Annotated in this window: 19 protein-coding genes; 17 read left to right on the top strand and 2 right to left on the bottom strand. The window is 63.5% G+C overall.

Going from position 1 to position 21,572, the window contains the following annotated elements; all coding sequences use genetic code 11:
• Nucleotides 1-36: 36 nt before the first annotated feature.
• The 4 genes from nrdH (at nucleotide 37) to nrdF (ending at nucleotide 3,913) form a co-directional block, all read left to right on the top strand.
• Nucleotides 37-261 carry a glutaredoxin-like protein NrdH gene (nrdH, locus tag C8E00_RS09495; protein ID WP_133697270.1) on the top strand — a complete coding sequence of 75 codons (225 nt, stop codon included), beginning with the start codon at nucleotides 37-39 and terminating at the stop codon, nucleotides 259-261.
• A gap of 15 nt (nucleotides 262-276) precedes the next feature.
• Complete coding sequence (nrdI, locus tag C8E00_RS09490; protein WP_133697269.1) at nucleotides 277-681, top strand: class Ib ribonucleoside-diphosphate reductase assembly flavoprotein NrdI; 405 nt, start codon at nucleotides 277-279, stop codon at nucleotides 679-681.
• Nucleotides 671-2,845: a class 1b ribonucleoside-diphosphate reductase subunit alpha gene (gene nrdE, locus C8E00_RS09485; protein WP_208291908.1), complete on the top strand. Its 2,175-nt coding sequence runs from the start codon at nucleotides 671-673 to the stop codon at nucleotides 2,843-2,845. The genes nrdI and nrdE overlap by 11 nt, the downstream gene beginning before the upstream one ends.
• 84 nt (nucleotides 2,846-2,929) lie before the next feature.
• Entirely contained in the window at nucleotides 2,930-3,913 is a 984-nt protein-coding gene (gene nrdF, locus C8E00_RS09480) for a class 1b ribonucleoside-diphosphate reductase subunit beta (RefSeq protein ID WP_133697268.1), read from the top strand.
• Between the two features lie 120 nt (nucleotides 3,914-4,033).
• On the opposite strand, the gene C8E00_RS09470 is transcribed toward nrdF, so the two are convergent.
• The gene (locus tag C8E00_RS09470; protein WP_133697267.1) at nucleotides 4,034-4,918 is read right to left on the bottom strand and encodes a LysR family transcriptional regulator; all 885 of its coding nucleotides are present in this window, start codon (nucleotides 4,916-4,918) and stop codon (nucleotides 4,034-4,036) included.
• A gap of 137 nt (nucleotides 4,919-5,055) precedes the next feature.
• On the opposite strand from C8E00_RS09470, the gene C8E00_RS09465 reads away from it, so the two are divergent.
• The 6 genes from C8E00_RS09465 (at nucleotide 5,056) to C8E00_RS09440 (ending at nucleotide 12,015) form a co-directional block, all read left to right on the top strand.
• Nucleotides 5,056-6,024, top strand: a complete 969-nt coding sequence (locus tag C8E00_RS09465; RefSeq protein ID WP_133697266.1) for a TAXI family TRAP transporter solute-binding subunit — start codon at nucleotides 5,056-5,058, stop codon at nucleotides 6,022-6,024.
• A gap of 18 nt (nucleotides 6,025-6,042) precedes the next feature.
• On the top strand, nucleotides 6,043-7,956 hold the full coding sequence (locus tag C8E00_RS09460) for a TRAP transporter permease (protein WP_133697265.1): 1,914 nt from the start codon (nucleotides 6,043-6,045) through the stop codon (nucleotides 7,954-7,956).
• A complete protein-coding gene (locus tag C8E00_RS09455; protein WP_133697264.1) occupies nucleotides 7,953-9,341 on the top strand; it encodes an acyclic terpene utilization AtuA family protein in 1,389 nt (462 codons plus the stop codon). The genes C8E00_RS09460 and C8E00_RS09455 overlap by 4 nt, the downstream gene beginning before the upstream one ends.
• The gene (locus C8E00_RS09450; RefSeq protein ID WP_133697263.1) at nucleotides 9,328-9,684 is read left to right on the top strand and encodes an AtuA-related protein; all 357 of its coding nucleotides are present in this window, start codon (nucleotides 9,328-9,330) and stop codon (nucleotides 9,682-9,684) included. Before C8E00_RS09455 ends, C8E00_RS09450 begins: the two co-directional genes overlap by 14 nt.
• Nucleotides 9,685-9,898: 214 nt before the next feature.
• A complete protein-coding gene (locus C8E00_RS09445; RefSeq protein ID WP_133697262.1) occupies nucleotides 9,899-10,897 on the top strand; it encodes an aldo/keto reductase in 999 nt (332 codons plus the stop codon).
• A gap of 62 nt (nucleotides 10,898-10,959) precedes the next feature.
• Nucleotides 10,960-12,015 (top strand): aldo/keto reductase, encoded by a 1,056-nt coding sequence (locus C8E00_RS09440; protein ID WP_133697261.1) that lies wholly within the window; start codon nucleotides 10,960-10,962, stop codon nucleotides 12,013-12,015.
• Nucleotides 12,016-12,137: 122 nt separating this feature from the next.
• On the opposite strand, the gene tkt is transcribed toward C8E00_RS09440, so the two are convergent.
• Entirely contained in the window at nucleotides 12,138-14,129 is a 1,992-nt protein-coding gene (gene tkt, locus C8E00_RS09435; RefSeq protein ID WP_133697260.1) for a transketolase, read from the bottom strand.
• A 376-nt stretch (nucleotides 14,130-14,505) separates the two neighbouring features.
• On the opposite strand from tkt, the gene metK reads away from it, so the two are divergent.
• From metK to C8E00_RS09400, 7 genes are all read left to right on the top strand, one after another.
• Nucleotides 14,506-15,726 (top strand): methionine adenosyltransferase, encoded by a 1,221-nt coding sequence (gene metK / locus C8E00_RS09430; protein WP_133697259.1) that lies wholly within the window; start codon nucleotides 14,506-14,508, stop codon nucleotides 15,724-15,726.
• Nucleotides 15,727-15,936: 210 nt separating this feature from the next.
• A complete protein-coding gene (locus C8E00_RS09425) occupies nucleotides 15,937-17,142 on the top strand; it encodes a TAXI family TRAP transporter solute-binding subunit (RefSeq protein ID WP_133697258.1) in 1,206 nt (401 codons plus the stop codon).
• Between the two features lie 53 nt (nucleotides 17,143-17,195).
• Nucleotides 17,196-17,693, top strand: a complete 498-nt coding sequence (locus tag C8E00_RS09420; protein ID WP_133697257.1) for a DUF1850 domain-containing protein — start codon at nucleotides 17,196-17,198, stop codon at nucleotides 17,691-17,693.
• A 28-nt stretch (nucleotides 17,694-17,721) separates the two neighbouring features.
• The gene (locus C8E00_RS09415) at nucleotides 17,722-19,896 is read left to right on the top strand and encodes a TRAP transporter permease (RefSeq protein ID WP_133697256.1); all 2,175 of its coding nucleotides are present in this window, start codon (nucleotides 17,722-17,724) and stop codon (nucleotides 19,894-19,896) included.
• 91 nt (nucleotides 19,897-19,987) lie between these two features.
• Nucleotides 19,988-20,524 carry an XRE family transcriptional regulator gene (locus tag C8E00_RS09410; protein WP_133697255.1) on the top strand — a complete coding sequence of 179 codons (537 nt, stop codon included), beginning with the start codon at nucleotides 19,988-19,990 and terminating at the stop codon, nucleotides 20,522-20,524.
• Nucleotides 20,521-21,249, top strand: coding sequence for an AzlC family ABC transporter permease (locus tag C8E00_RS09405; protein ID WP_133697254.1), 729 nt, complete (start codon nucleotides 20,521-20,523; stop codon nucleotides 21,247-21,249). Before C8E00_RS09410 ends, C8E00_RS09405 begins: the two co-directional genes overlap by 4 nt.
• Nucleotides 21,246-21,572: an AzlD domain-containing protein gene (locus tag C8E00_RS09400; protein ID WP_133697253.1), complete on the top strand. Its 327-nt coding sequence runs from the start codon at nucleotides 21,246-21,248 to the stop codon at nucleotides 21,570-21,572. Before C8E00_RS09405 ends, C8E00_RS09400 begins: the two co-directional genes overlap by 4 nt.

Raw genomic sequence — 21,572 nt, 5'->3', positions numbered from 1 at the left:
CTCACTTATTTGCGAAAACAAAGGCTTATCATTCTCATGAGCATCAAGATTTACAGCAAGCCGAATTGCATGCAGTGCCACGCCACCTATCGCGCCCTCGACAAGCAGGGACTCGACTACACGGTGGTGGATATCAGTACGGATCCCGAGGCGGTACGGACCGTCGAATCGCTGGGCTATCGCCAGTTGCCGGTGGTCGTGGCGGCGGAATCACAGCATTGGTCAGGCTTTCGTCCCGAGTTGATTCGCCAGCTGGCGTGAGAGGAAGGGGGCAGCATGCGCGAGGTAGTGTACTTTTCCACGCAATCGGGCAATACGCGGCGCTTCGTCGAAAAGCTCGACGTGTCGGCGCAGGCTATCCCGCGTAGCCGTAACGATGCCCCGTTGCACGTGGAACGCCCCTATATCCTGATCTTGCCGACGTATGGCGATGGCGATCCACGCACGGCGGTGCCGGGGCCGGTGATTCGATTTTTGAACGACCCTCACAACCGCGCCTTGATCGAGGGCGTGGTGGCCGGCGGCAACACCAACTTCGGTGCCGCTTTCGGCCTGGCCGGTCGCGTGGTGGCGCACAAGTGCCAGGTGCCATTGCTGCACCGTTTCGAACTGATGGGAACGCCCGAGGATGTCGCCAAGGTACATGATTGCCTGGCGACGGAGATGACAGATGCTGGATGACACCGTGGAAACCCCCGAGAACGCCTCGACCGTCGAGTTGAGCAGAACGACGCAGACGCTGGACTATCACGCCCTCAATGCGATGCTCAACCTCTACGACAACGAGGGGCGCCTGCAATTGCAGGCAGATCGTGAGGCGTCGCGCCAGTACTTTCTGCAGCACGTGAACCAGAACACCGTGTTCTTTCACTCGCTGGCGGAAAAGCTCGAGTACCTGGTCGCGGAGAACTATTACGAGCAGGAAGTGCTCGATCAGTACGACTTCCCTTTCATCAAGTCGCTGTTCGAGCGCGCCTATGCCGTGAAGTTCCGTTTCCAGAGCTTCCTCGGCGCGTTCAAGTATTACACCAGTTACACGCTCAAGACCTTCGATGGGCGGCGCTATCTGGAGCGCTTCGAGGACCGCGTGTGCATGGTCGCGCTGACCCTGGCGCAGGGTGATGAGGCGCTGGCCCGGCAACTGGTGGATGAGATCATTCATGGGCGTTTCCAGCCGGCCACGCCGACGTTTCTCAACTGCGGCAAGAAGCAGCGCGGTGAGCTGGTGTCCTGCTTCTTGCTGCGCATCGAGGACAACATGGAGTCCATCGGGCGCTCCATCAATTCGGCGTTGCAGCTCTCCAAGCGCGGTGGCGGCGTGGCGTTCCTGCTCAGCAACATCCGCGAGGCAGGCGCACCGATCAAGCATATCGAGAATCAGTCCTCGGGCATCATCCCGATCATGAAGATGCTCGAAGACGCCTTCTCCTACGCCAACCAGCTGGGCGCGCGCCAGGGCGCCGGCGCGGTGTACCTCAACGCGCACCACCCGGACATCCTGCGCTTCCTCGACACCAAGCGCGAGAACGCCGACGAGAAGATCCGCATCAAGACGCTGTCGCTGGGCGTGGTGATTCCGGACATCACCTTCGAGCTGGCCAAGCGCAACGAGCCGATGTATCTGTTCTCCCCCTACGACGTCGAGAACGTCTACGGCAAGCCGTTCGGCGATATCAGCGTCACCGAGAAGTACTACGAGATGGTCGACGACGCGCGTATCCGCAAGACCAAGATCAGTGCGCGCGAGCTGTTCCAGACGCTGGCGGAGGTCCAGTTCGAGTCGGGCTATCCGTACGTGATGTTCGAGGACACGGTGAACCGTGCCAACCCGATCGCCGGGCGCATCAACATGAGCAACCTGTGCTCGGAGATCCTCCAGGTCAACACGCCGTCGGATTACGAGGCGGACCTGGGCTACGAGCGCATCGGCGAGGACATTTCCTGCAACCTCGGCTCGCTGAACATTGCCAGGACCATGGATTCCTCCGATTTCGGGGCCACGGTCGAGACCGCCATCCGGGGGCTGACCGCAGTGTCCGAGATGAGCGACATCCGCTCGGTGCCGTCGATCGCCGAGGCCAACAGGCAATCGCATGCGATCGGCCTGGGGCAGATGAACCTGCATGGCTACCTGGCCCGTGAACACATTCACTACGGTAGCGAGGAAGGGCTGGACTTCACCAACCTGTACTTCTACACCGTGACCTACCATGCGCTGCGTGCCTCCAATCAGTTGGCGATCGAGCGCGGTCGCGCCTTTGCCGGATTCGAAGCGTCGGATTACGCCAGCGGCGTCTACTTCGACAAGTACACCGAGCAGGCGTGGGGCCCACGTACCGCGCGTGTTCGCGAGCTGTTCGACAAGGCCGGCATCCATGTGCCGACCCAGGAGGACTGGCGCGAGCTCAAGGCCTCGGTCATGGCGCATGGGCTCTTCAACCGCAACCTCCAGGCGGTGCCGCCGACCGGGTCGATCTCCTATATCAACCATTCGACGTCGAGCATCCATCCGGTGGTGTCGAAGATCGAGATACGCAAGGAAGGCAAGCTGGGGCGCGTCTATTATCCAGCGCCGTATCTCAACGACGACAACCAGGACTATTACCAGGACGCCTACGAGATCGGCCCCGAGAAGATCATCGACACCTATGCCGAGGCCACGCAGCACGTCGATCAGGGCCTGTCGCTGACGCTGTTCTTCCGCGATACCGCGACCACGCGCGACATCAACCGGGCGCAGATCTACGCCTGGCGCCGGGGCATCAAGACGCTCTACTACGTGCGTCTGCGCCAGGCCGCGCTGGAAGGCACGGAAGTCGAGGGCTGCGTGTCCTGCACCCTGTAAGCCGTCGCACACGCGACCGCTCCATCGAGATGATCGGTGCGCGGGCGACCGCGCCCGCGCACCACCGGAATTGAGAGAATCGTCATGACCGCTACCGCCGCCGCACCGCGTCATCTGACGCGTGTCGATGCCATCAACTGGAACCGCCTGCAGGACGACAAGGACCTCGAGGTCTGGAATCGACTCACCGCCAATTTCTGGCTGCCCGAGAAGGTGCCGCTGTCCAACGACGTGAGCGCGTGGAACACGTTGACCGAGCAGGAGCAGACGCTGACTATCCGTGTCTTCACGGGGCTCACGCTGCTCGACACCATCCAGGGCACCATCGGCGCGCCGACGCTGATCGAAGACGCCGTGACGCCCCACGAGGAAGCGGTGTTCACCAACATCAGCTTCATGGAGTCGGTGCATGCGCGCTCCTACAGCTCGATCTTCTCGACGCTGTGTGCCACCCGCGACGTCGACGATGCCTATCGCTGGAGCGAAGAGAATCCGCACCTGCAGAACAAGGCCGAGCTGATTCTCAATCGCTACCGCATGGACGATCCGCTGATGCGCAAGGTCGCCAGCGTCTTCCTCGAGTCGTTCCTGTTCTACTCCGGCTTCTACCTGCCGATGTACTGGGCCAGTCGCGGCAAGCTGACCAACACCGCCGACCTGATTCGCCTGATCATTCGCGACGAGGCGGTCCACGGCTACTATATCGGCTACAAGTTCCAGCAGGCGCTGGCCAAGGAAAGCGCCGAGCGTCAGCAGGAGATCAAGGATGCCACCTTCGACCTGCTGCTCGAGCTCTATGACAACGAGGTGCACTACACCGAATCGCTTTACGACGATGTGGGGCTGACCGAAGAGGTCAAGGCGTTCTTGCATTACAACGCCAACAAGGCGTTGATGAACCTGGGCTACGAGCCGCTGTTCCCCGGTGCCACCGAAGCGGTCAATCCCGCGATCCTGGCCGCGCTCTCGCCGGGAGCCGAGGAAAACCACGACTTCTTCTCCGGCTCCGGCTCTTCCTACGTCATCGGGCGCTCGGAGCGCACCGAGGACGAAGACTGGGCGTTTTGAGCCGCGGTGCCGTCCGCCGTGATCGATAGGCGCCACGTGGTGACCACCTCGTGCAGCCATTCATGGAAGGCGCGCACCTCATGCAGCCCGCTATTTCCGGGCTGCATGAGGTAGGCCTCGTCATTCGGCCTGACGCATCAGCGCGAGTAGCGCTGTTGCCGCGGCAGAGAGCGGGTGGCGGCGGCGCATGATGACACCCAACTGCCGATCGATCGTCGGCTCGACCAGTGGCCGATGAGCGATTCCGTCACTGGCGATCTGCCGGAAGCTCAGCGCTGGCAGCACACTGATGCCGGTTCCGGCGGCTACCATGCGTCCTACCGTGGCGATCTGACTGACTTCGCAGAGGATATCGAGGCGGCGGCCGATCTCTTCCATGACCTTGTCGATATTCTGGCGCGAGCTCGATAGTTTATTGATGCCGATGAAAGGATGATCGGCAAGCTGCGCCCATGCCACATTCTCTTGCTCCAGCAGAGGGTGCCCCTCCCGGCAAACCACGACATAGCTGTCGGTCAGGATCGTCTCGAAGACCAGATCGTCGGAGTCCCGGGGAGGCACCGAGAAGCCCAGGTCTGCACGGCCCTCGCGTACCAGTTGGTTGACCTGGTCGGCGAGTACGTCGTGCAGGCTCAAATTGATTTGCGGGTGGCGCTCGCGGAATGTCGCTATGACTTTCGGCAAGAGTCCTGCCGCCAGGGTCGGCAGGGCGGCGATCGTGACCTTCCCGCGCTTCTTCATGAAGCGCTCGTTGAGATCCTCGAAGGCCTCTGTCCAGTCGTTGAGCAAGCGTATCGCCACGGGGAGAAAGGCTTCGCCCTCCGGCGTGAGCCACAACTGCCGTGTGGTACGGGCGAACAGCGGCCCGCCCACCGTGTCCTCGAGCTTGCGGATGGAGATGCTCAGCGCCGGCTGGGAAAGATGAATGCGTTCGCTGGCTTCCGCCAGGCTGCGTGAATGGGCGACCGCCACGAATGCCCTGAGCTGCTTGATGCTGGGATTCATTTAATAAATATAAGAAAACTTAAAAACTATTCAATGTACAAAACAATCCTTCACGGCGAGGCTACACAAGAGGGCGCTGAACGCCCGGCGCCATGCCAGACAACAACAAGGGCTGCACGACAGCCCATGGAGCCACTATGAAAACGCTACTCACCGCCATGGCGGCCAGCCTCGCCGTGCTTGCCGCATCGCCTTTCGCCCAGGCCCAGGAACGCTTGTTGATCGGCTCGACGTCCAGTTCGTCGAGTCACTACGGCTACTTCGTGGCCGTCAATCAGATCATCAATAACCAGGTGGATGGCGTCAGTTCGTCCGTCGCCGAGACCGGGGCGACCGTGGATAACCTGCGTCGGATCAGCCGCAACCAGATCGACCTGGGTCTGGTGACGACCAATACCGGCTACCACGCATATGAAGGGCTCAACGATTTCGAAGGCCACCCCGTCGATAGCCGCCTGCTGTGGGTCTACACCGTGGCACCGCAGAACGCGGTGGTGCGCGAGGATTCGGGCGTGACGTCATTGCAGGAGCTCGAAGGAGTGCGTTTCAACCCCGGCATCACTGGCTCGGCGACCGAGGCCACTACCGAGGCGGTCATGAAGATGCTGGGTATCCAGCCCGACTATGTGCGCGGTTCGACCACCGACATCGTGAGCTCGATCAAGGACGGGCGCCTGGCGGGTTACGTGAAGTCTGGCGTGGGCAACCGCCTGGACGGCTCAACCCTGGATATCGCGACCTTCACGCCGATCCGCGTGCTCTCGTTGACCGACGAACAGGCCGGGACGCTGCGGGAAAAGATGCCCGACATCGGTGTGGTCGATATCCCCGCCGGCGCGGCGGAGGGCGTCCCTCCCTACACGACCTGGGCGTTCGGGGTGGCCGTGCACGCCCGCCCGGGGCTTGACGAGGAAACCGCCTACCAGATCGTCAAGGCCGTCATGGAAAACCCCGAACCGCAGGCCAACGCCTTCTCGGCGGTCAAGGGCGCCGATATGGCGCAGATGACCCTCGATGTCGGCACCGTCCCGCTTCACCCCGGCGCTGCGCGTTACTACCGGGAGCAAGGTCTGGAGATCCCCGAGGCCCTGAAGCCGACCGAGTAACGGTCCGGAGGAAGACGCATGCGTGATTACCTGACCAAGGGGCTGGCTCTGGCGCTGGGCGGGCTGATTCTTTACACCTCGGCGGTCGGACCCTTCGCCAGCCTGGTACAGCGCAGTGTCTTCCTGGCGTTGACCTTGCTGCTCGGTCTCGCCATCTATCCGCTGGGTGCCGGGACCCGGTGGCGGCCCCTGGCGATTGGCATCGATCTGCTGCTGGCAGCCAGCGCGATGGTGGCCTGCGGCTACATCGCCATCAACCAGAACCGTATCCTGGTCGAGCTGCCGTGGGCCACGCCCCTGGACATGTTGATGACCACGGCCCTGGTCGTGACGATCCTGGAACTGGCCCGGCGCGCCATCGGCTGGATCTTTCCGTTACTGGTCGTCACCGGGCTGGGCTATGCCTTTCTGGGCGCCTACATCCCTGGCCCCTTGGGGCATCGTGGCTTCGGGCCGGCCTTCGTGACCGAGACCCTGTTTCTCGGCGACCTGGGTATCTGGGGCATGCTGGTGGGGGTGGCGGCCACGACGATCGCCGCCTTCGTGCTGTTCGGCGGCCTGCTGCTGCATACCGGCGGGGGCCAGACCTTCATGGACTTGGCGCTGCGTATCAGTGGCCGTTCGCCCGGCGGAGCCGCCAAGGTGGCCACGGTGGCATCCGGGCTGTTCGGCATGGTCAGCGGCAGTGCCGTGGCCAACGTCGCCACCACCGGCAACTTCACCATCCCGATGATGAAGCGCCTGAGCTATCCGCGGCCTTTCGCGGCAGGGGTCGAGGCGGTCGCTTCCACCGGCGGTCAGATCGCACCCCCGATTCTGGGGGCGGCGGCCTTCATCATGGCCGAGATTCTCGGGATGAGTTACGTGCGCATCGCCCTGGCGGCCCTGCTACCGGCGATCTTCTTCTACCTCGGTGTCTTTCTGACCATCCACATGGTGGCGCGGCGCCGGGAACTGCAGGTGGTGCCCGACGACGAACTGCCGAGCTGGGCCTCGGTGTTGCGGCCCGAGCGGCTGATCCCCATCCTGGCTGCGCTGGGCGGGTTGTTCTATGGCGTGCTGTCGGGGCACTCGATCCAGACGTCAGCCTTCTATGGCATATTGATGACGGTGCTGTTTTATACCGGCTTCGCCATGCTGGCACGCACCGCATGGCGTGACATCGCGGGGCGGCTGTTGTCGGGGCTGATCGATGCCGGCAAGGGAATGGTGATCATCGGCGTGCTGCTGGCGGGTGCGCAGATCCTGGTCGCGATGATCGGCATGACCGGTATCGGCGTCACCCTGGCCAGCCTGATCGTCGAGGTCGGCGGACAGTCGCTGTTCCTGGTTGCGCTCATCGTCGGTGGCGTCTGCCTCATCCTGGGCATGGGGATTCCCACCACGGCGGCCTACGTGTTGGTGGCCTCCGTGCTGGCCCCGGCCCTCACCGAGATCGGGGTCGAGCCGCTGATCGCGCATCTGTTCGTGTTCTATTTCGCCACGCTGTCGGTGATCACGCCGCCGGTGTGCGTCGCGGTCTTCGTAGCCTCGGGCATCGCCCAGACCAACTGGTTGCCCGCTGCGGGGGAGTCGGTCCGCCTGGCGGCGGCCATCTATGTGATTCCATTCCTGCTGCTGATCTACCCGGCACTGGCAGGGTTCGGAACCTGGCTCGACATCGTGCTGGCCATTTGCCAGGGGGTTGCCTTCGTGACGGCCTTCGCCGCACTGATGTCGCGTGTACACGTGACGGGTAACCGCCTGCTCGATGTCGCGGGGCTGGCGCTGGTCATCGTGCTGGCGCTGACGCCAGGCTGGCTCACGACGCTGGCCGCACTCGGCATCATGATCGGACTGTACCTGCGGCATCTTGCCTTGGTTCGCAAGCGCAGCGATAGGCAGCCCGCGTCTTCTCCACACTTGGACACTGCCCGGGAGACCCGGCCATGACGACCTTTCTTCTGGGCAGCGGCGCGGGTTTCTCCGGCGACCGCACCGACGCGGCACTGCCGGTGGTCGCCGAGCTGATCCGTCGTGGCCAGCCATGTGCCCTGGTGTTCGAGACGCTGGGCGAACGAACCTTGGCGGCTGCCCACCGGGCCATGCGTGAGTCGCCCCAGGCCGGGTTCGAGCCACTGCTCGAGGAGTTGCTGGCTCCGGTGCTCGAAGACTGTCTCGACAACGGCATCGCCATCCTGGGCAATGTCGGCGCCGCCAATCCCGAGGGCGCCTGTGAAGTCATTGCGCGTCTCGCCCGGCAGGTCGTCCGCGCCGACGTGCGCATCGGGCGGGTCCAGGGGGACGATATCCGGGCGCGTCTGGCCGGGCTGGACCTGCAGCCATGGGAGGCAGAGGCCCAGGCGCTTCCCGGGCCCGAGCAGTTGATCTCGGCCAATGTCTATCTGGGGGCGCTCCCCCTGACTCAAGCCCTGGAGCTGGGCGCCCAGGTCGTGGTCACCGGCCGGGTTGCCGACCCGTCGCTGTTCCTGGCGCCGCTGGTTCACCATTTCGGCTGGGCCTGGGACGACTGGGATCGGCTGGCGGCAGGCACCATGGCGGGTCACCTGGGGGAATGCGGCGCCCAGGTCAGCGGGGGGTATTTCGCCGACCCGGGCGTCAAGGACGTGACAGGGCTGGCAACCCTGGGCTACCCGATCATCGAGGTGGAGGAGGATGGTCGGCTGATCGTGACCAAGCCGCCAGGTACGGGAGGCTGCGTCACCGAGCGCACGGTCAAGGAACAGCTGCTCTACGAGGTTCATGATCCGGCTGCCTATCTTACCCCCGATGTGGTCGTCGATCTGTCCGGCGCCCATGTCCGGCAGATCGGTCCCGACCGGGTCGAAGTGTGCGGTATCCATGGCCGGCCGGCACCTTCGCGGCTCAAGACCACGGTCTGCTACGAGGGCGGGTGGCAAGGCGAGGCGGAGATTTCCTACGCCGGGCCCAATGCCTTGGCCCGGGCGCGTCTGGCGGGGCAGGTGTTGCGCGAGCGGCTGACCTTCCGGGCGCCCCCGGCGCTGCGCAAGCGGTTGGACATCATCGGCCACGCCAGTGTCTTCGACGACGATACCGGCACCCTGCAGCACGAGGCCGCCGGCTCGGATGGCGACTATCGGCTGCGGCTGGCGGTGGAGCATGCCGAGAAGCGCTGGGTCGAGCGCGCCACCCAGGAACTGCTGGCGCTCTATTGCGCTGGCCCGGCGGGTGGCGGGGGGGTGCGGCGCAACCTTCTGCGACGGGTCTTCACTGCCTCCTATCTGGTCAAGCGCAGCGACGTGGAGGCGTTTGCCACTCTCTTCGAGCCTGAGGGTACTGCCGATGAAGCCAGCTAGAACTGACATTGAGCTCGTTACCGTGCCGCTGTACCGGCTGGCACATTCGCGGGCGGGGGACAAGGGGAACCGGCTGAACCTGTCGCTGTTCCCTTACCGCCCCGAGGTTTATGCCGCCCTCGTCGAGCAGGTCACCGAGTCACGCGTGCAGGCGCTTTTTGCCCACCGCGGCGCCAGCCGGGTCAGCCGTTACCTGATGCCTAACCTGGCAGGCATGAACCTGGTGCTCGACGATGTGTTGCAAGGGGGGGTGAATGGCGCCTTGAATCTCGATGGTCACGGCAAGACCCTGTCGTTTCTGCTCCTCGGCATGCCGGTCATCGTCGATTCGAGGTTGTTGTAGCCTGATAGCCTGAACCGCCACTGTGACTGCACTCTGGTGCATGAGCGACACGCTTGGTCCAATGCGCTGGCTCTCTTTGATGCGGGGCATGTAAGTACTTGCCCACGTTGGCTCTCTCGCTTGTAGGTCTTGCCAAAGCCGCTGTCGGCGACCACGCTTGATAGCTGTTCCGAGGCAGCGGCACGCATGCCGTCGACAGGCAAAGGAGAGCAACATGGAAAGCATCACCATACCAGGGACCGACCTCACGCCGTCACGAGTGGGGCTCGGCACCTGGGCCATCGGTGGTTGGAAATGGGGCGGTGCCGATGACGCCAATGCGGTGCGTACCATTCATGCCGCACTGGATCGTGGCATTACGCTGATCGATACCGCACCGGCCTATGGGTTCGGGCACTCCGAGGAGGTCGTCGGCCGGGCGCTGGCCGAGTATGGGCAGCGTGACAAGGTGGTGCTCGCCACCAAGACGGCGCTCGAGTGGCAGGAAGGCAGCGACGGCGTGGTTCGCAATGCCTCGGCGGCGCGCATCGAGAAGGAGGTGGAAGACTCGCTGCGGCGCTTGCGCACCGAAGCGATCGATCTGTACCAGATCCATTGGCCGGACCCCCGAGTCCCGATGGAGGAAACCGCCAACGCCATGCAGCGCCTCTATCGTGACGGCAAGATCCGCGCGATCGGCGTCAGCAACTTCAGCCCCGAGCAGTGCGATGCCTTTCGTGAGGTAGCGCCGCTGCACAGCGTGCAGCCGCCGCTCAACCTGTTCGAACGCGATGCCGAGCGCGACATCATTCCTTATGCGCAGCGCGAGGAACTGGTCTTTCTGGCCTATGGAGCGCTGTGTCGCGGCTTGCTGACGGGCAAGATGCACGCGGATTCGGCCTTCACCGGCGACGATCTGCGGAAATCCGACCCCAAGTTTCAGTCCCCCCGTTTCACGCAGTACCTGGCGGCGGTCGAGGCGCTGACGCAACTCGCGCGCGAGCGTCACGACAAGCCAGTATTGGCCCTGGCGGTACGCTGGGTGCTCGATTCCCATCCCAATGCCATCGCCCTGTGGGGTGCACGACGTCCGGATCAGGTGACGCCCCTTGACGCGCTTGGCGGTTGGTCGCTGACCGCCAGCGATCTACGCGATATCGATGCCATCATCGATGAGCACGTCACGGATCCCGTAGGTCCCGAGTTCATGGCACCTCCCGCGCGGGAGGGCTGATAGTCGCTCAAGCGGCCGTTCAGCGGACGGCTGTCATTTCGTCAACAATCAGGAGAGCCAACATGGAATATCGTCATCTCGGCCATTCCGGCCTGCGCGTTTCTGCACTGACGCTTGGCACGATGACCTTCGGCGGCGTCGGCAAGATGGCCAGCGTCGGCGACACCGGCTTGGGCGATGCCCAACGCCAGATCGACATGGCCATCGAGCGTGGCGTCAACTTCTTCGATACCGCCAATATGTACTCCGAGGGCCGCTCAGAAGAGATCCTCGGTGAGGCGCTCAAGGCCAAGCGCGACGATGTACTGATTGCCAGCAAGGTGCGTTTCCCGATGGGGGACGGCCCCAATGACGCGGGGCTGTCGCGTCACCATATCCTGCGCCAGTGCGAGGCCAGCCTGAAACGGCTGCAGACCGACCACCTGGATCTCTACCTGATGCACCAGTGGGACGGCCTTACGCCCCTGGAAGAAACGCTGGCCACCATGGATCAGCTAGTGCGCGCCGGCAAGATTCGCTACTACGGCATTTCCAACTGGTCCGCCTGGCACGTCATGAAGGCGCTCAAGATCTGCGAACGGCACAACTTCATCAAGCCGATCTGCCAGCAGATCCACTACACCGCTCAGGCCCGTGATGCCGAGTTCGAGTTGATGCCGGCGGCCGTCGATCAGGGGCTGGGCACCATGGTCTGGAGCCCGCTGGCCGGCGGTCTGCTCTCCGGCAAGTATCGCCGTGGCCAGCAAAACCCCGACGGCACGCGCTTCAGTCAGGGCTGGACCGAGCCACCGATCCATGATGAGGAAAAGCTCTTCGACTTGATCGATACGCTGGTCGACGTCGCCGACGGCCATGGCGTGTCCGCCGCCCAGGTGGCGCTGGCCTGGACGCTGACCCGCCCCGGCGTGTCCACCGCGGTGATCGGCGCGCGCAAGGATGAGCAGCTCCAGGACAATCTGGCGAGCGCCGAGCTCACGCTAAAGCCTGACGAAGTCGCTGCCATCGAGAAAGTCAGCCGTCCGGCACTGCTGTATCCCTACTGGCATCAGCACAATACGGCGGCCAGCCGCCTGGGGCATGCCGACCGTGTCCTGCATGCGCCGTATCTCGACGACTGACCTTGGGCGAGACGTCACGGTAACGCGGCCCATACAAAAACGCCCGGCAAGCCATGCTTGCCGGGCGTTTTCATGCAAGGGGCCGAGCAGTCACTGCCCGGCCGGCGGCCAGGCAGCAGCGCTCACGACAACAGCGCCCTGGCTTCGGCGACGACGTTCTCGACGGTGAAACCGAAGTGCTTGAACAGGTCGCCCGCCGGTGCGGATTCGCCGAAGGTGGTCATGCCGACGATGCGACCGTCGAGGCCCACGTACTTGAACCAGGCGTCGCGATGTCCGGCTTCGATGGCCAGGCGGGCGGTGACGGCACGGGGGAGGACTGCTTCCCGGTAGTCGGCGTCCTGGGCGTCGAAGGTGTCGGTGGACGGCATTGACACCACGCGCACCGGCGTGCCGGCGTTTTCCAGCTCGGCGGCGGCGTCCATCGCCAGGCCCACCTCGGAACCGGTGGCGATCAGGATCAATGCCGGCGTTGCGTCGCCGTCCTTGAGGACGTAGCCACCACGCTCGATGTTGGCCAACTGTTGCTTGTCACGGGCTTGATGGGGCAAGCCTTGACGCGAGAGTACCAGCGCCGAGGGGCCGGCCTGACGCTTGAGCGCCACGTCCCAGGCGACAGCGGTCTCCACGGCGTCGCAGGGGCGCCAGGTGGACAGGTTGGGTGTCGAGCGCAGCGTGGTGAGCTGCTCGATGGGCTGGTGTGTCGGGCCGTCCTCGCCGAGACCGATGGAGTCGTGGGTGAAGACATGGATGACACGCTGTCCCATCAGCGCGGCCATGCGCACGGCGTTGCGCATGTATTCCATGAAGATCAGGAAAGTCGCGCCGTAGGGCACGAAGCCGCCGTGCAGGGCGATGCCGTTCATGATCGCGGCCATGCCGAATTCGCGCACGCCGTAGTGCAGGTAGTTGCCGCTGGCCTCGGACTGCGTGATGGCCTTGGCGCCTTTCCAGAAGGTCAGGTTGGAGGGCGCGAGGTCGGCACTGCCGCCGAGCAGTTCGGGCAGTTGCGGGCCGAGCTCGTTGAGGCACGCCAGCGATGCCTTGCGCGATGCGAGGCTTTCGCCTTTTTCCTGGGCGTCCTCGATCAGCTTTTCACTGGTCAGCGCCGCCGGCAGTTCGCCCTTGAGGCGGCGTTCGAGTTCACGCGCCTCGTCCGGGTAGGCCGCCTGATAGCGCGCGAAACGCGTGTCCCAGTCGGCTTCGGCCTCGCGGCCGCGCTGGGTGGCGTCCCAGGCCTGGTAGATGTCTTCGGGCACGTGGAAGGGCGGATGCGACCAGCCGAGCTGCTCGCGTGCGGCGGCGACTTCGTCCTCGCCGAGCGCCGCGCCGTGGCTCTCTTCCTTGCCCTGCTTGTTGGGCGCGCCGAAGCCGATGATCGTCTTGCAGATGATCATGCTGGGCTTGTCGTCGTTGGTGCGGGCCAGCTCGATGGCGGCCTTGACGGCTTCGGGATCGTGACCGTCGACGTTGGGCACCACGTGCCAGCCATAGGCTTCGAAGCGCTTGGCGGTATCGTCGGTGAACCAGCCATCGACTTCGCCGTCGATGGAGATGCCGTTGGCATCGTAGAAGGCGATCAGCTTGCCCAGCCCCTGGGTGCCGGCCAGCGAGGCGACTTCGTGCGAGATGCCTTCCATCAGGCAGCCATCGCCGACGAAGACGTAGGTGTAGTGGTCGACGACGTCATGGCCGGGGCGATTGAACTGGGCGGCCAGGGTACGCTCGGCGATGGCCATGCCCACGGCGTTGGCCAGCCCTTGGCCCAGGGGGCCGGTGGTGGTCTCGATACCCGGCGCGTAGCCGCGTTCCGGATGCCCGGCGGTCCTCGAGTGCAACTGGCGGAAGTTCTGCAGGTCTTCCAGCGAGATGCCGTAGCCCGTGAGATGCAAGAGGGAATAGAGCAGCATCGAACCATGCCCGTTGGAGAGCACGAATCGGTCGCGGTTGGCCCAGTCGGGGTTGGCCGGGTTGTGCACGAGGTAGTCATTCCACAGCACCTGCGCGATGTCGGCCATGCCCATGGGGGCACCGGGGTGGCCGGAATTGGCTTTCTGCACGGCATCCATGGACAGGGCACGAATGGCATTGGCCATTTCGAAACGGGACGGCATTGGCTAGCTCCTCGCCTGCGGGCATCGGGTAAGGCGGCGTAGGAAAGAGCCCCGGCGCATGAGCGCGTCATCGGTGTTTCCTCACTCTTTCCTACGCCGCCGATATCGAGCGCGGGGCATCGCCTGGGCGGCCCCGAGATTCGGTCGAGTATTGTCGCCGAGAAGCCGCGTGGCATCAAATGTCGCCGATGGCCAATCGCTAGGCAGCTAGTCATCCAGCGTGTAAACTTTGCCCCCCCGAGCCGGCTTCGTCTCACGCCGGACCTATCATGCGTCGTGCTTGCCATCCCGGATTGCAAGCGGCGTAGTTTTATCTCCTTTCGGTGGCGGTCGTGTTCCGGCTCGCCAGCATGTGATAGAGAGAGTCGAGGACGCCATGAACGAATACTCCCTGTTTACTTCCGAGTCTGTCTCCGAGGGGCATCCGGACAAGATCGCCGATCAGATTTCCGACGCGGTGCTGGATGCCATCATCGCCCGTGACAAGCAGGCGCGCGTGGCCTGTGAAACCATGGTCAAGACCGGTGTCGCCATCGTCGCCGGCGAGATTACCACCTCCGCCTGGGTCGACTTGGAAGACTTGGTGCGTCGCGTCATCAACGATATCGGCTATACCTCTTCGGATGTGGGCTTCGACGGTAATACCTGTGGCGTGCTCAATTTGATCGGCAAGCAGAGCGTCGACATCGCCCAGGGGGTCGATCGTTCCAAACCCGAGGACCAGGGCGCGGGGGACCAGGGGTTGATGTTCGGTTACGCCACCGATGAGACCGATTCCTACATGCCGGCGCCGATCCACTATTCGCATCGCTTGGTGGAGCGCCAGTCCGAGCTGCGCAAGCATGGCTTGTTGCCGTGGCTGCGGCCGGATGCCAAGAGCCAGCTGACGTTCCGCTACGATGCACAGGGCAAACCCTGCGCCGTCGATGCCATCGTGCTGTCGACGCAACACGATCCGGACATCGATCAGGATGAACTGCGTGACATGGTCAAGCGCGAGATCATCGAAGAGGTGATTCCCGCCGAGTGGTTGACCGAGACCACCAAGTACCATATCAACCCGACCGGCAACTTCGTCATCGGTGGTCCGGTGGGCGACTGCGGCCTGACGGGGCGCAAGATCATCGTCGATACCTACGGCGGCATGGCCCGTCATGGCGGTGGCGCGTTCTCCGGCAAGGACCCCTCCAAGGTCGATCGCAGTGCCGCCTATGCCGGTCGCTACGTGGCCAAGAACATCGTCGCCGCCGGCCTGGCCGAGCGTTGCGAGATCCAGGTCTCCTACGCCATCGGCGTGGCCGAGCCGACCTCCGTGTCGGTGGATACCTTCGGTACCGGCAAGATCAGCGATGCCAAGATCGTCGAGCTGGTGCGCGAGCATTTCGACCTGCGCCCCAATGCCATCACGCGCATGCTCGACCTGCTGCATCCCATGTATCAGTTGACGGCCGCCTATGGTCACTTCGGCCGCGAGCCCTTCGAGACCAGTTACACCTGGACCGATGTGGGCGGCGAGCAGCATGTCGAGACCTTCACGGCCTTCCCGTGGGAGAAGACCGACCGTGCCGCTGCGTTACGTCACGCGGCAGGCCTGTGAGCGTTCGATGCGTCTCTGCAGCCTGGAAGACCCTCGGCTTGCCCGGGGGTCTTTTACGTTGGGACGTGCCAAGTCGGCAGAACAGGGCGTCATTTGCTACTTTAGTCGTAAGTCGGGTCGTCGACATGGTATCCACACGTCGCGACTCGTAAGCTAGGAAGTTGAATTTAATGACCACGGGTTCGTGGACAACCAAGGGATGATTGCGCTATGGCGACGCGTACTTTGATGCTGGCGGCCGCGCTGGGCCTTTCAGGTGCTTTGCTGGCCGGTTGTGGCGATGATGGCAGTGACGCCGACACCGACAAGACGACACAAAACGGTGAGGCTAGCTCGCAGGAGCAAGCTTCCTCCGATGGCACCGGCGGCACCAGCGAAAGCAGCAGTGCCAGTGACAGTAGCGGTACCAGTGACAACAGCAGTGCCAGCGAAAGTAGTAGCACGAGTGGCGAGGGTGACGAGGCGGCGCAGACGGCGAGCGTCGAACCGGTCAGCCTGATCTTCGGTACCGGCGGCACGGGCGGTACCTACTATCCCATCGGCGGTGCCCTGAAGGGTGTCTTCGAGGCCAGCGATATCATCGATGACATTCAGGTGGTGTCGACGGGGGCCTCCGTGCAGAACATCAATAACATCACCGACGGACTCAATCAGATCGCCATCGTGATGAGCGATGTGGCCTACGATGCCATTAATGGCGAAAACCAGTTCGACGGCAGGCCTGCTGATATCAAAGCGCTCGCGGGGTTGTATCCTAACGTCGTGCAGATCGTGGCCACCGAGGATAGCGGCGTCGACAGCATCGCGGATCTCGAAGGCAAGCGTGTCGGCGTCGGCAAGGTCGGCTCCGGTGTCGAACAGAGTGCGAAGAAAGTGCTCGAGTCCGCCGGCCTGACGTATGACGACCTGGCTCAGGTCAGTCATACCGGGTATGCCGATAGCGTGACCGGCATGAGCAACGGCAATCTGGATGCGGCTTTCTTTACCTCCGGGGTGCCCAACTCGAGCATCACCGGCCTGATGCAGAGCACCGATATCAAGTTCGTGCCGGTTACCGGCGAGGTAGCGGACAAGCTGCTCGAGGCCTATCCCTACTATGAACCTTATACACTGCCTGCGGGCGCGCCCGAGCGTTATGGCCTCGATGCAGAAGTCGATACCGTGGCGATTCGTAACATGCTGATCGTGGACAGCGACATGCGTGATGCGGTGGCCGAGGAGCTTACCCAACGTTTCTACGATTACCTCAATTCCGAGAAGGTCTCGGTGGGGGCACTCAAGCAGTTCGACCCCGATACCATGAACAAGAATCTGGTAGCGCCGGTACATCCAGGGGCACAGTCATTCTATGACACCCTTTCCGAGGGGGATGCGTCGGATGGCAAGAAGGCGAACGGTACCGGCTCAGGAAACTGATCCGGTCTTGTTCAGCGTGTGGTTGTCTCGTGAAAGAATGAATGGCTAGACGCATGAGGCGCAAGACAGGCTGGATAGCACTCGCCGTGGCGACCGTGATGGTCGCCACGCTTGTTTATCCGTTGCCTTGGCTCGTGGTGCGCGATGGTGACGAGTGGCGGTACGCCTTTCCGGGGTGGGACGGCACGCGCTTTACGCTGCGCTGGATGCACTCGGTCGAGAAAGAAGACTGGGAAGAGTGGTTCGAGGTCACCGATGGCGGCACCATCGAAATCACCGGTACCCGCTTCAAGACCTTCGGCGCCGGCGTGCCGGCCTCGGCGGGCAAAGAGACGCATCTCGAGGACGGCTGGGTCGTGATGACCGGCATCGATCGTGTCGTTGATCCGCTCGCCGTGCAGGCCGCCATCGCCGAGCACTATCGCATGCGTTATGCCGGGCACACGTTCGTGCTGTCGCGTGCCGAGCCCCCACCGATCTTGACGTTCAGCATTCTCAGGGCGCCCCTGTGGCAGGCATTGCCGGCCTTGGTGCGTCCCTGGTTACCGTAATCTTCAGCAGGGTGGGAATGGGATCATCATGTCCGACGAAAAATACGCGCAGACCGCCGAGGGAGATGACCAGGCGGTCAAGGAGGCGCTTGAAAAGTTCGATCGCGAGAGCTTGGTGCGCGATGCCTTGCCCGGTTTCGTGCTCAAGTTCGTCACCGTGGTGGCGGTGGTGCTGGCAATATTCCACTTGTATACGTCGTTTTCCGGCCCGCTGGTCGACGTGGCGCAACGCAGCATTCACCTCTATACCCTGTTAGGGCTGACATTCATTCTCTACCCGCTGACCCGCAAGGGCGCGCGCGACCGGGTGCCTTGGGGCGATGCCATGCTCGCGGTGCTGGCGTTCGGTGTGGGCATTTACATGCTGGTGGTGTCCGATCGCGTCATCACCTCGGCGGGGCGCATCAACGATATCGACATGCTGGTGGGCTTCTTGGCTATCCTGCTGGTGCTCGATGCCACTCGGCGTGCGACCGGCTGGGGATTGACGCTGCTGGCGACGATTTTCCTGGTGTACGGCTTCTACGCCAAGTTGTCCTTCTACCCGCAGTTGAACGAGTCGATCATCCTGGCCACCGGCCGCCAAGTAATGTCGCATCTGGTCTTCATCACCGAGGGGTTGCTGGGTACCGCCATCGGGGTGTCGGCCAGCTATATCATCTTGTTCATTCTGTTCGGCGCCTTCCTGGGCAAGTCGGGCTTGGGACAGCTTTTCAATGATCTGGCGCTGGCCGTGGCGGGACATACACGCGGTGGGCCGGCCAAGGTGGCGGTGCTCGCGAGTGGCTTTCTGGGCTCGATCAATGGCTCGGCGATCGCCAATGTGGTGACCACGGGCGCCTTCACCATCCCATTGATGAAGCGTACCGGCTACAAGCCGAACTTCGCGGGCGCCGTCGAGGCGTCGGCGAGCGTCGGTGGGCAGATATTACCGCCGATCATGGGCGCCGCGGCGTTCATCATGGCGGAAGTGCTGTCGGTGCCCTACACCCAGGTGGTCCTGGCCGGCATCATTCCTGCCTTGTTGTTCTATCTGGGGGTCTTGTTTCAGGTGCATCTACGTGCCCTGCGCAATGGTCTCGAGGGCATTCCGCGTTCCGAGTTGACACCGCTCAAGGCGGTGATGCTCAAGCGTGGCCATCTACTGGTGCCGATGGTGGTATTGCTGTGGTTGTTGTTCGATGGCCGGGCACCGTTCTTCGCGGCCTTCTGGTCGATTGCCGCCACCGTGCTTATCTGTGGCACACGCCGGGTCACCATAGGGCTGAGTGCGATTCTGGCGTTGCTGATCTTCGAGCCGCAATTACGGGCAGTATTCGCCGACTATGCGCAGCCCAATATGCCGTTGAGCCGCTGGTCGCTGTTTTTGGTCATTGCGGTGCCGGTGGCCATCAATGCACTGCGCGCCAAGCTTGGCCTGGTGGCGGAGAAAATGGACATCGCCGAATGTCGCGATGCGATGCACGATGGGGTGCGTAACGCCATTCCCGTGGCCATCGCCTGTGGGGCGGTAGGCATCATCGTGGGGATCGCCACGCTCACGGGCATCGCTCTGGAAGCCGCTGATGCGGTGGTCGCTCTGGGGCAGCAGATTCAGTTTCCCATGATTCAACTGTTGGTGACCCTGTTCCTGACCATGATCGCGTCCATCGTGCTGGGGATGGGGCTGCCGAGTATCCCGACCTATATCATCACCAGCACCATGGCGGCGCCGATCCTGCTCAATCTGCCGCTGTTCCGCGAGCTGGCGGGCAGCAACGAGACGGCGATCTTCGTGGCGCACATGTTCGTGTTCTATTTCGGGTTGTTCGCCAACCTGACCCCGCCGGTGGCCTTGGCCGCCTATGCCGGTGCCGGCATCAGCGGTGGCTCGCCCAATGCCACGGGCTTCCAGGCCATGAAACTGGCTATCGCCGGGTTCGTGGTGCCGTACATGTTCGTGTTCGCGCACAGCATGCTGATGATCGACGCCACGCTAGGCAATATCCTGTGGGTGGTCGTGACCGGCGTGGTTGGCGTATTGCTGCTGGCCGTCGCGGTGGAAGGCTACCTGCGTCGCCCTCTCAACCCCTTCTGGCGTCTGCTGGCGGCAACCGGGGCATTGACGTTGATCTACCCAGGGTTGATCAGCGACATCGTGGGGGCGGCCATCGCAGTCGTTTTGTTCCTGTTGTCGAAACAGACCAAGCCCGCGGTGGCATGATCGCGCGAATCAAGGGCGTCTTCGGGCGCCCTTGTTTTTTGGTTCGCCGTTCGTTAAAAAGAACGTAAATGTTCTTTTTAATGGATGCGGCATGCCCTCACCGACCCCCGTCATCGTCGCCAACCTGCGTCGTTTCCGCGAGGCGCGCGGTTACTCGCTGAGCGCGCTGGCCGAACGAGCGGCGATCAGCAAGTCGACGCTCTCCCAGCTCGAGGCCGGTCACGGCAACCCCACCATCGAAACGCTCTGGACTCTGGCCAATACGCTGGGGGTGACGTTCAGCGAGTTGCTGGCCGAGGACATCGGGGGTGTGACGGTCGGCGAGCCCGGTGGCGGGCAGGTGCAGGTGGTGGCCCGGGGGCGGCAGTCGCCGCGGGTCGAGGTGTATCTCATGCAGCTCGCGCCGGGCGAAATCAAGCATTCGCGCGGCCATCCGTGTGGCGTGCGCGAGCGGGTCATGGTGGTGGAGGGAACACTGCGCGTGGGCACGACCCGGGCGCTCGCCGTATGCCGCCCGGGCGAAGAGCATGCGTTTGCGGCGGATCTCGACCATCGCTACGAAGCCCTGCTGGGCGCGACGCAGGCGATGGTGACGATTCTTTATCCGTATGAGGTGGAGGGCGCATGAGCGATGAGACGGTAGCGGTCTCGGCGTGGCAGTCGGGCCGGCGCGGCCTGGGTGACAGCGTGTCGCTGGCGATGGGGTATGCCCCGATTGCGTTTTCGTTCGGGGTGATCAGCGTGCAGGCGGGATTGTCGCCGTGGCAGGCGGTGGCGATTTCGCTGCTGGTCTTCGCCGGTGCCAGCCAGTTCGTGATGGTGGCGATGCTGGCCGCAGGCAGTGGCGGTCTCACGGTGTTGTCGGCGGTGCTGATGATGAATCTACGCCACTTGTTCTATGGACCGGCATTGGCCATGCGGCTGACGTCGCTGCCGCGTCGTTTGGCGCCCTGGCTGGCCTTCGGGCTGACCGACGAGGTCTTCGCGACGGCGATGGCGAAAGGGGCGTCCCGGCCTCTTGCCCCCGCCTGGTGTCTCGGACTCGCCGCGGGCGCTTATCTGGCCTGGGCCGGCGGTACGGCACTGGGGGCCGGTGTCGGGGCGGGATGGGCAAGCGATGGCGGCTACGTGGCGCAGGCGCTTGACTTCGTGCTCCCGGCGTTGTTTTTGGCCTTGCTGGCGCAGGCATGGCGCCGTGCGCGATGGCCGGTGGTGGTGGCGGCAGCCGGCGCCACGCTATTGGGAATGCTGTGGTGGCCGGGGCATGTGGCCATGCTGGTCGGCATGCTGACGGGGGCTGCGGTGGGTAGCCGCCGCCCGCGTAGCGAATACTCTCAGGAGGCGACGACATGACAGGGTGGGGTGTCGTGATTGCGGCGGGAGTGGGCACGTTTCTAATACGCTATCTGCCGCTGCTTTCCGGGACGCGTCTGGCGCGAGGTGATGGCTGGCTGAGCCGCTTTCTCGGGGCGCTGGGGCTTGCCGCCATCGCGGCGTTGATCGTCCTCTCGATGGGCGATCTATGGTGGCAGGCGCCGCACTGGCGTGGCGGGCTACGCTTGGCGTTGGGCACGGCGGCGGTGTTGCTGGTGCAGCGTTTGACGCCTAACGTAGGGCTGGCCACGTTGCTGGGTGCCGGCGTCTATGGCGTGGCCGGCTGGGCCCTGGCCGATTGA

The organism is Chromohalobacter marismortui (assembly GCF_004364315.1).
In the GTDB taxonomy this organism is placed as follows: domain Bacteria; phylum Pseudomonadota; class Gammaproteobacteria; order Pseudomonadales; family Halomonadaceae; genus Chromohalobacter; species Chromohalobacter marismortui.
The sequence above is the reverse complement of the archived record's forward strand: the minus strand, read 5'-3'. Positions and strand labels throughout refer to the sequence as shown.

Coding starts and splice junctions, on each gene's coding strand:
- nrdH (WP_133697270.1), top strand. CDS start 37: ATGAGCATCAAGATTTACAGCAAGCCGAATTGCATGCAGTGCCACGCC.
- nrdI (WP_133697269.1), top strand. CDS start 277: ATGCGCGAGGTAGTGTACTTTTCCACGCAATCGGGCAATACGCGGCGC.
- nrdE (WP_208291908.1), top strand. CDS start 671: ATGCTGGATGACACCGTGGAAACCCCCGAGAACGCCTCGACCGTCGAG.
- nrdF (WP_133697268.1), top strand. CDS start 2,930: ATGACCGCTACCGCCGCCGCACCGCGTCATCTGACGCGTGTCGATGCC.
- C8E00_RS09470 (WP_133697267.1), bottom strand. CDS start 4,918: ATGAATCCCAGCATCAAGCAGCTCAGGGCATTCGTGGCGGTCGCCCAT.
- C8E00_RS09465 (WP_133697266.1), top strand. CDS start 5,056: ATGAAAACGCTACTCACCGCCATGGCGGCCAGCCTCGCCGTGCTTGCC.
- C8E00_RS09460 (WP_133697265.1), top strand. CDS start 6,043: ATGCGTGATTACCTGACCAAGGGGCTGGCTCTGGCGCTGGGCGGGCTG.
- C8E00_RS09455 (WP_133697264.1), top strand. CDS start 7,953: ATGACGACCTTTCTTCTGGGCAGCGGCGCGGGTTTCTCCGGCGACCGC.
- C8E00_RS09450 (WP_133697263.1), top strand. CDS start 9,328: ATGAAGCCAGCTAGAACTGACATTGAGCTCGTTACCGTGCCGCTGTAC.
- C8E00_RS09445 (WP_133697262.1), top strand. CDS start 9,899: ATGGAAAGCATCACCATACCAGGGACCGACCTCACGCCGTCACGAGTG.
- C8E00_RS09440 (WP_133697261.1), top strand. CDS start 10,960: ATGGAATATCGTCATCTCGGCCATTCCGGCCTGCGCGTTTCTGCACTG.
- tkt (WP_133697260.1), bottom strand. CDS start 14,129: ATGCCGTCCCGTTTCGAAATGGCCAATGCCATTCGTGCCCTGTCCATG.
- metK (WP_133697259.1), top strand. CDS start 14,506: ATGAACGAATACTCCCTGTTTACTTCCGAGTCTGTCTCCGAGGGGCAT.
- C8E00_RS09425 (WP_133697258.1), top strand. CDS start 15,937: ATGGCGACGCGTACTTTGATGCTGGCGGCCGCGCTGGGCCTTTCAGGT.
- C8E00_RS09420 (WP_133697257.1), top strand. CDS start 17,196: ATGAGGCGCAAGACAGGCTGGATAGCACTCGCCGTGGCGACCGTGATG.
- C8E00_RS09415 (WP_133697256.1), top strand. CDS start 17,722: ATGTCCGACGAAAAATACGCGCAGACCGCCGAGGGAGATGACCAGGCG.
- C8E00_RS09410 (WP_133697255.1), top strand. CDS start 19,988: ATGCCCTCACCGACCCCCGTCATCGTCGCCAACCTGCGTCGTTTCCGC.
- C8E00_RS09405 (WP_133697254.1), top strand. CDS start 20,521: ATGAGCGATGAGACGGTAGCGGTCTCGGCGTGGCAGTCGGGCCGGCGC.
- C8E00_RS09400 (WP_133697253.1), top strand. CDS start 21,246: ATGACAGGGTGGGGTGTCGTGATTGCGGCGGGAGTGGGCACGTTTCTA.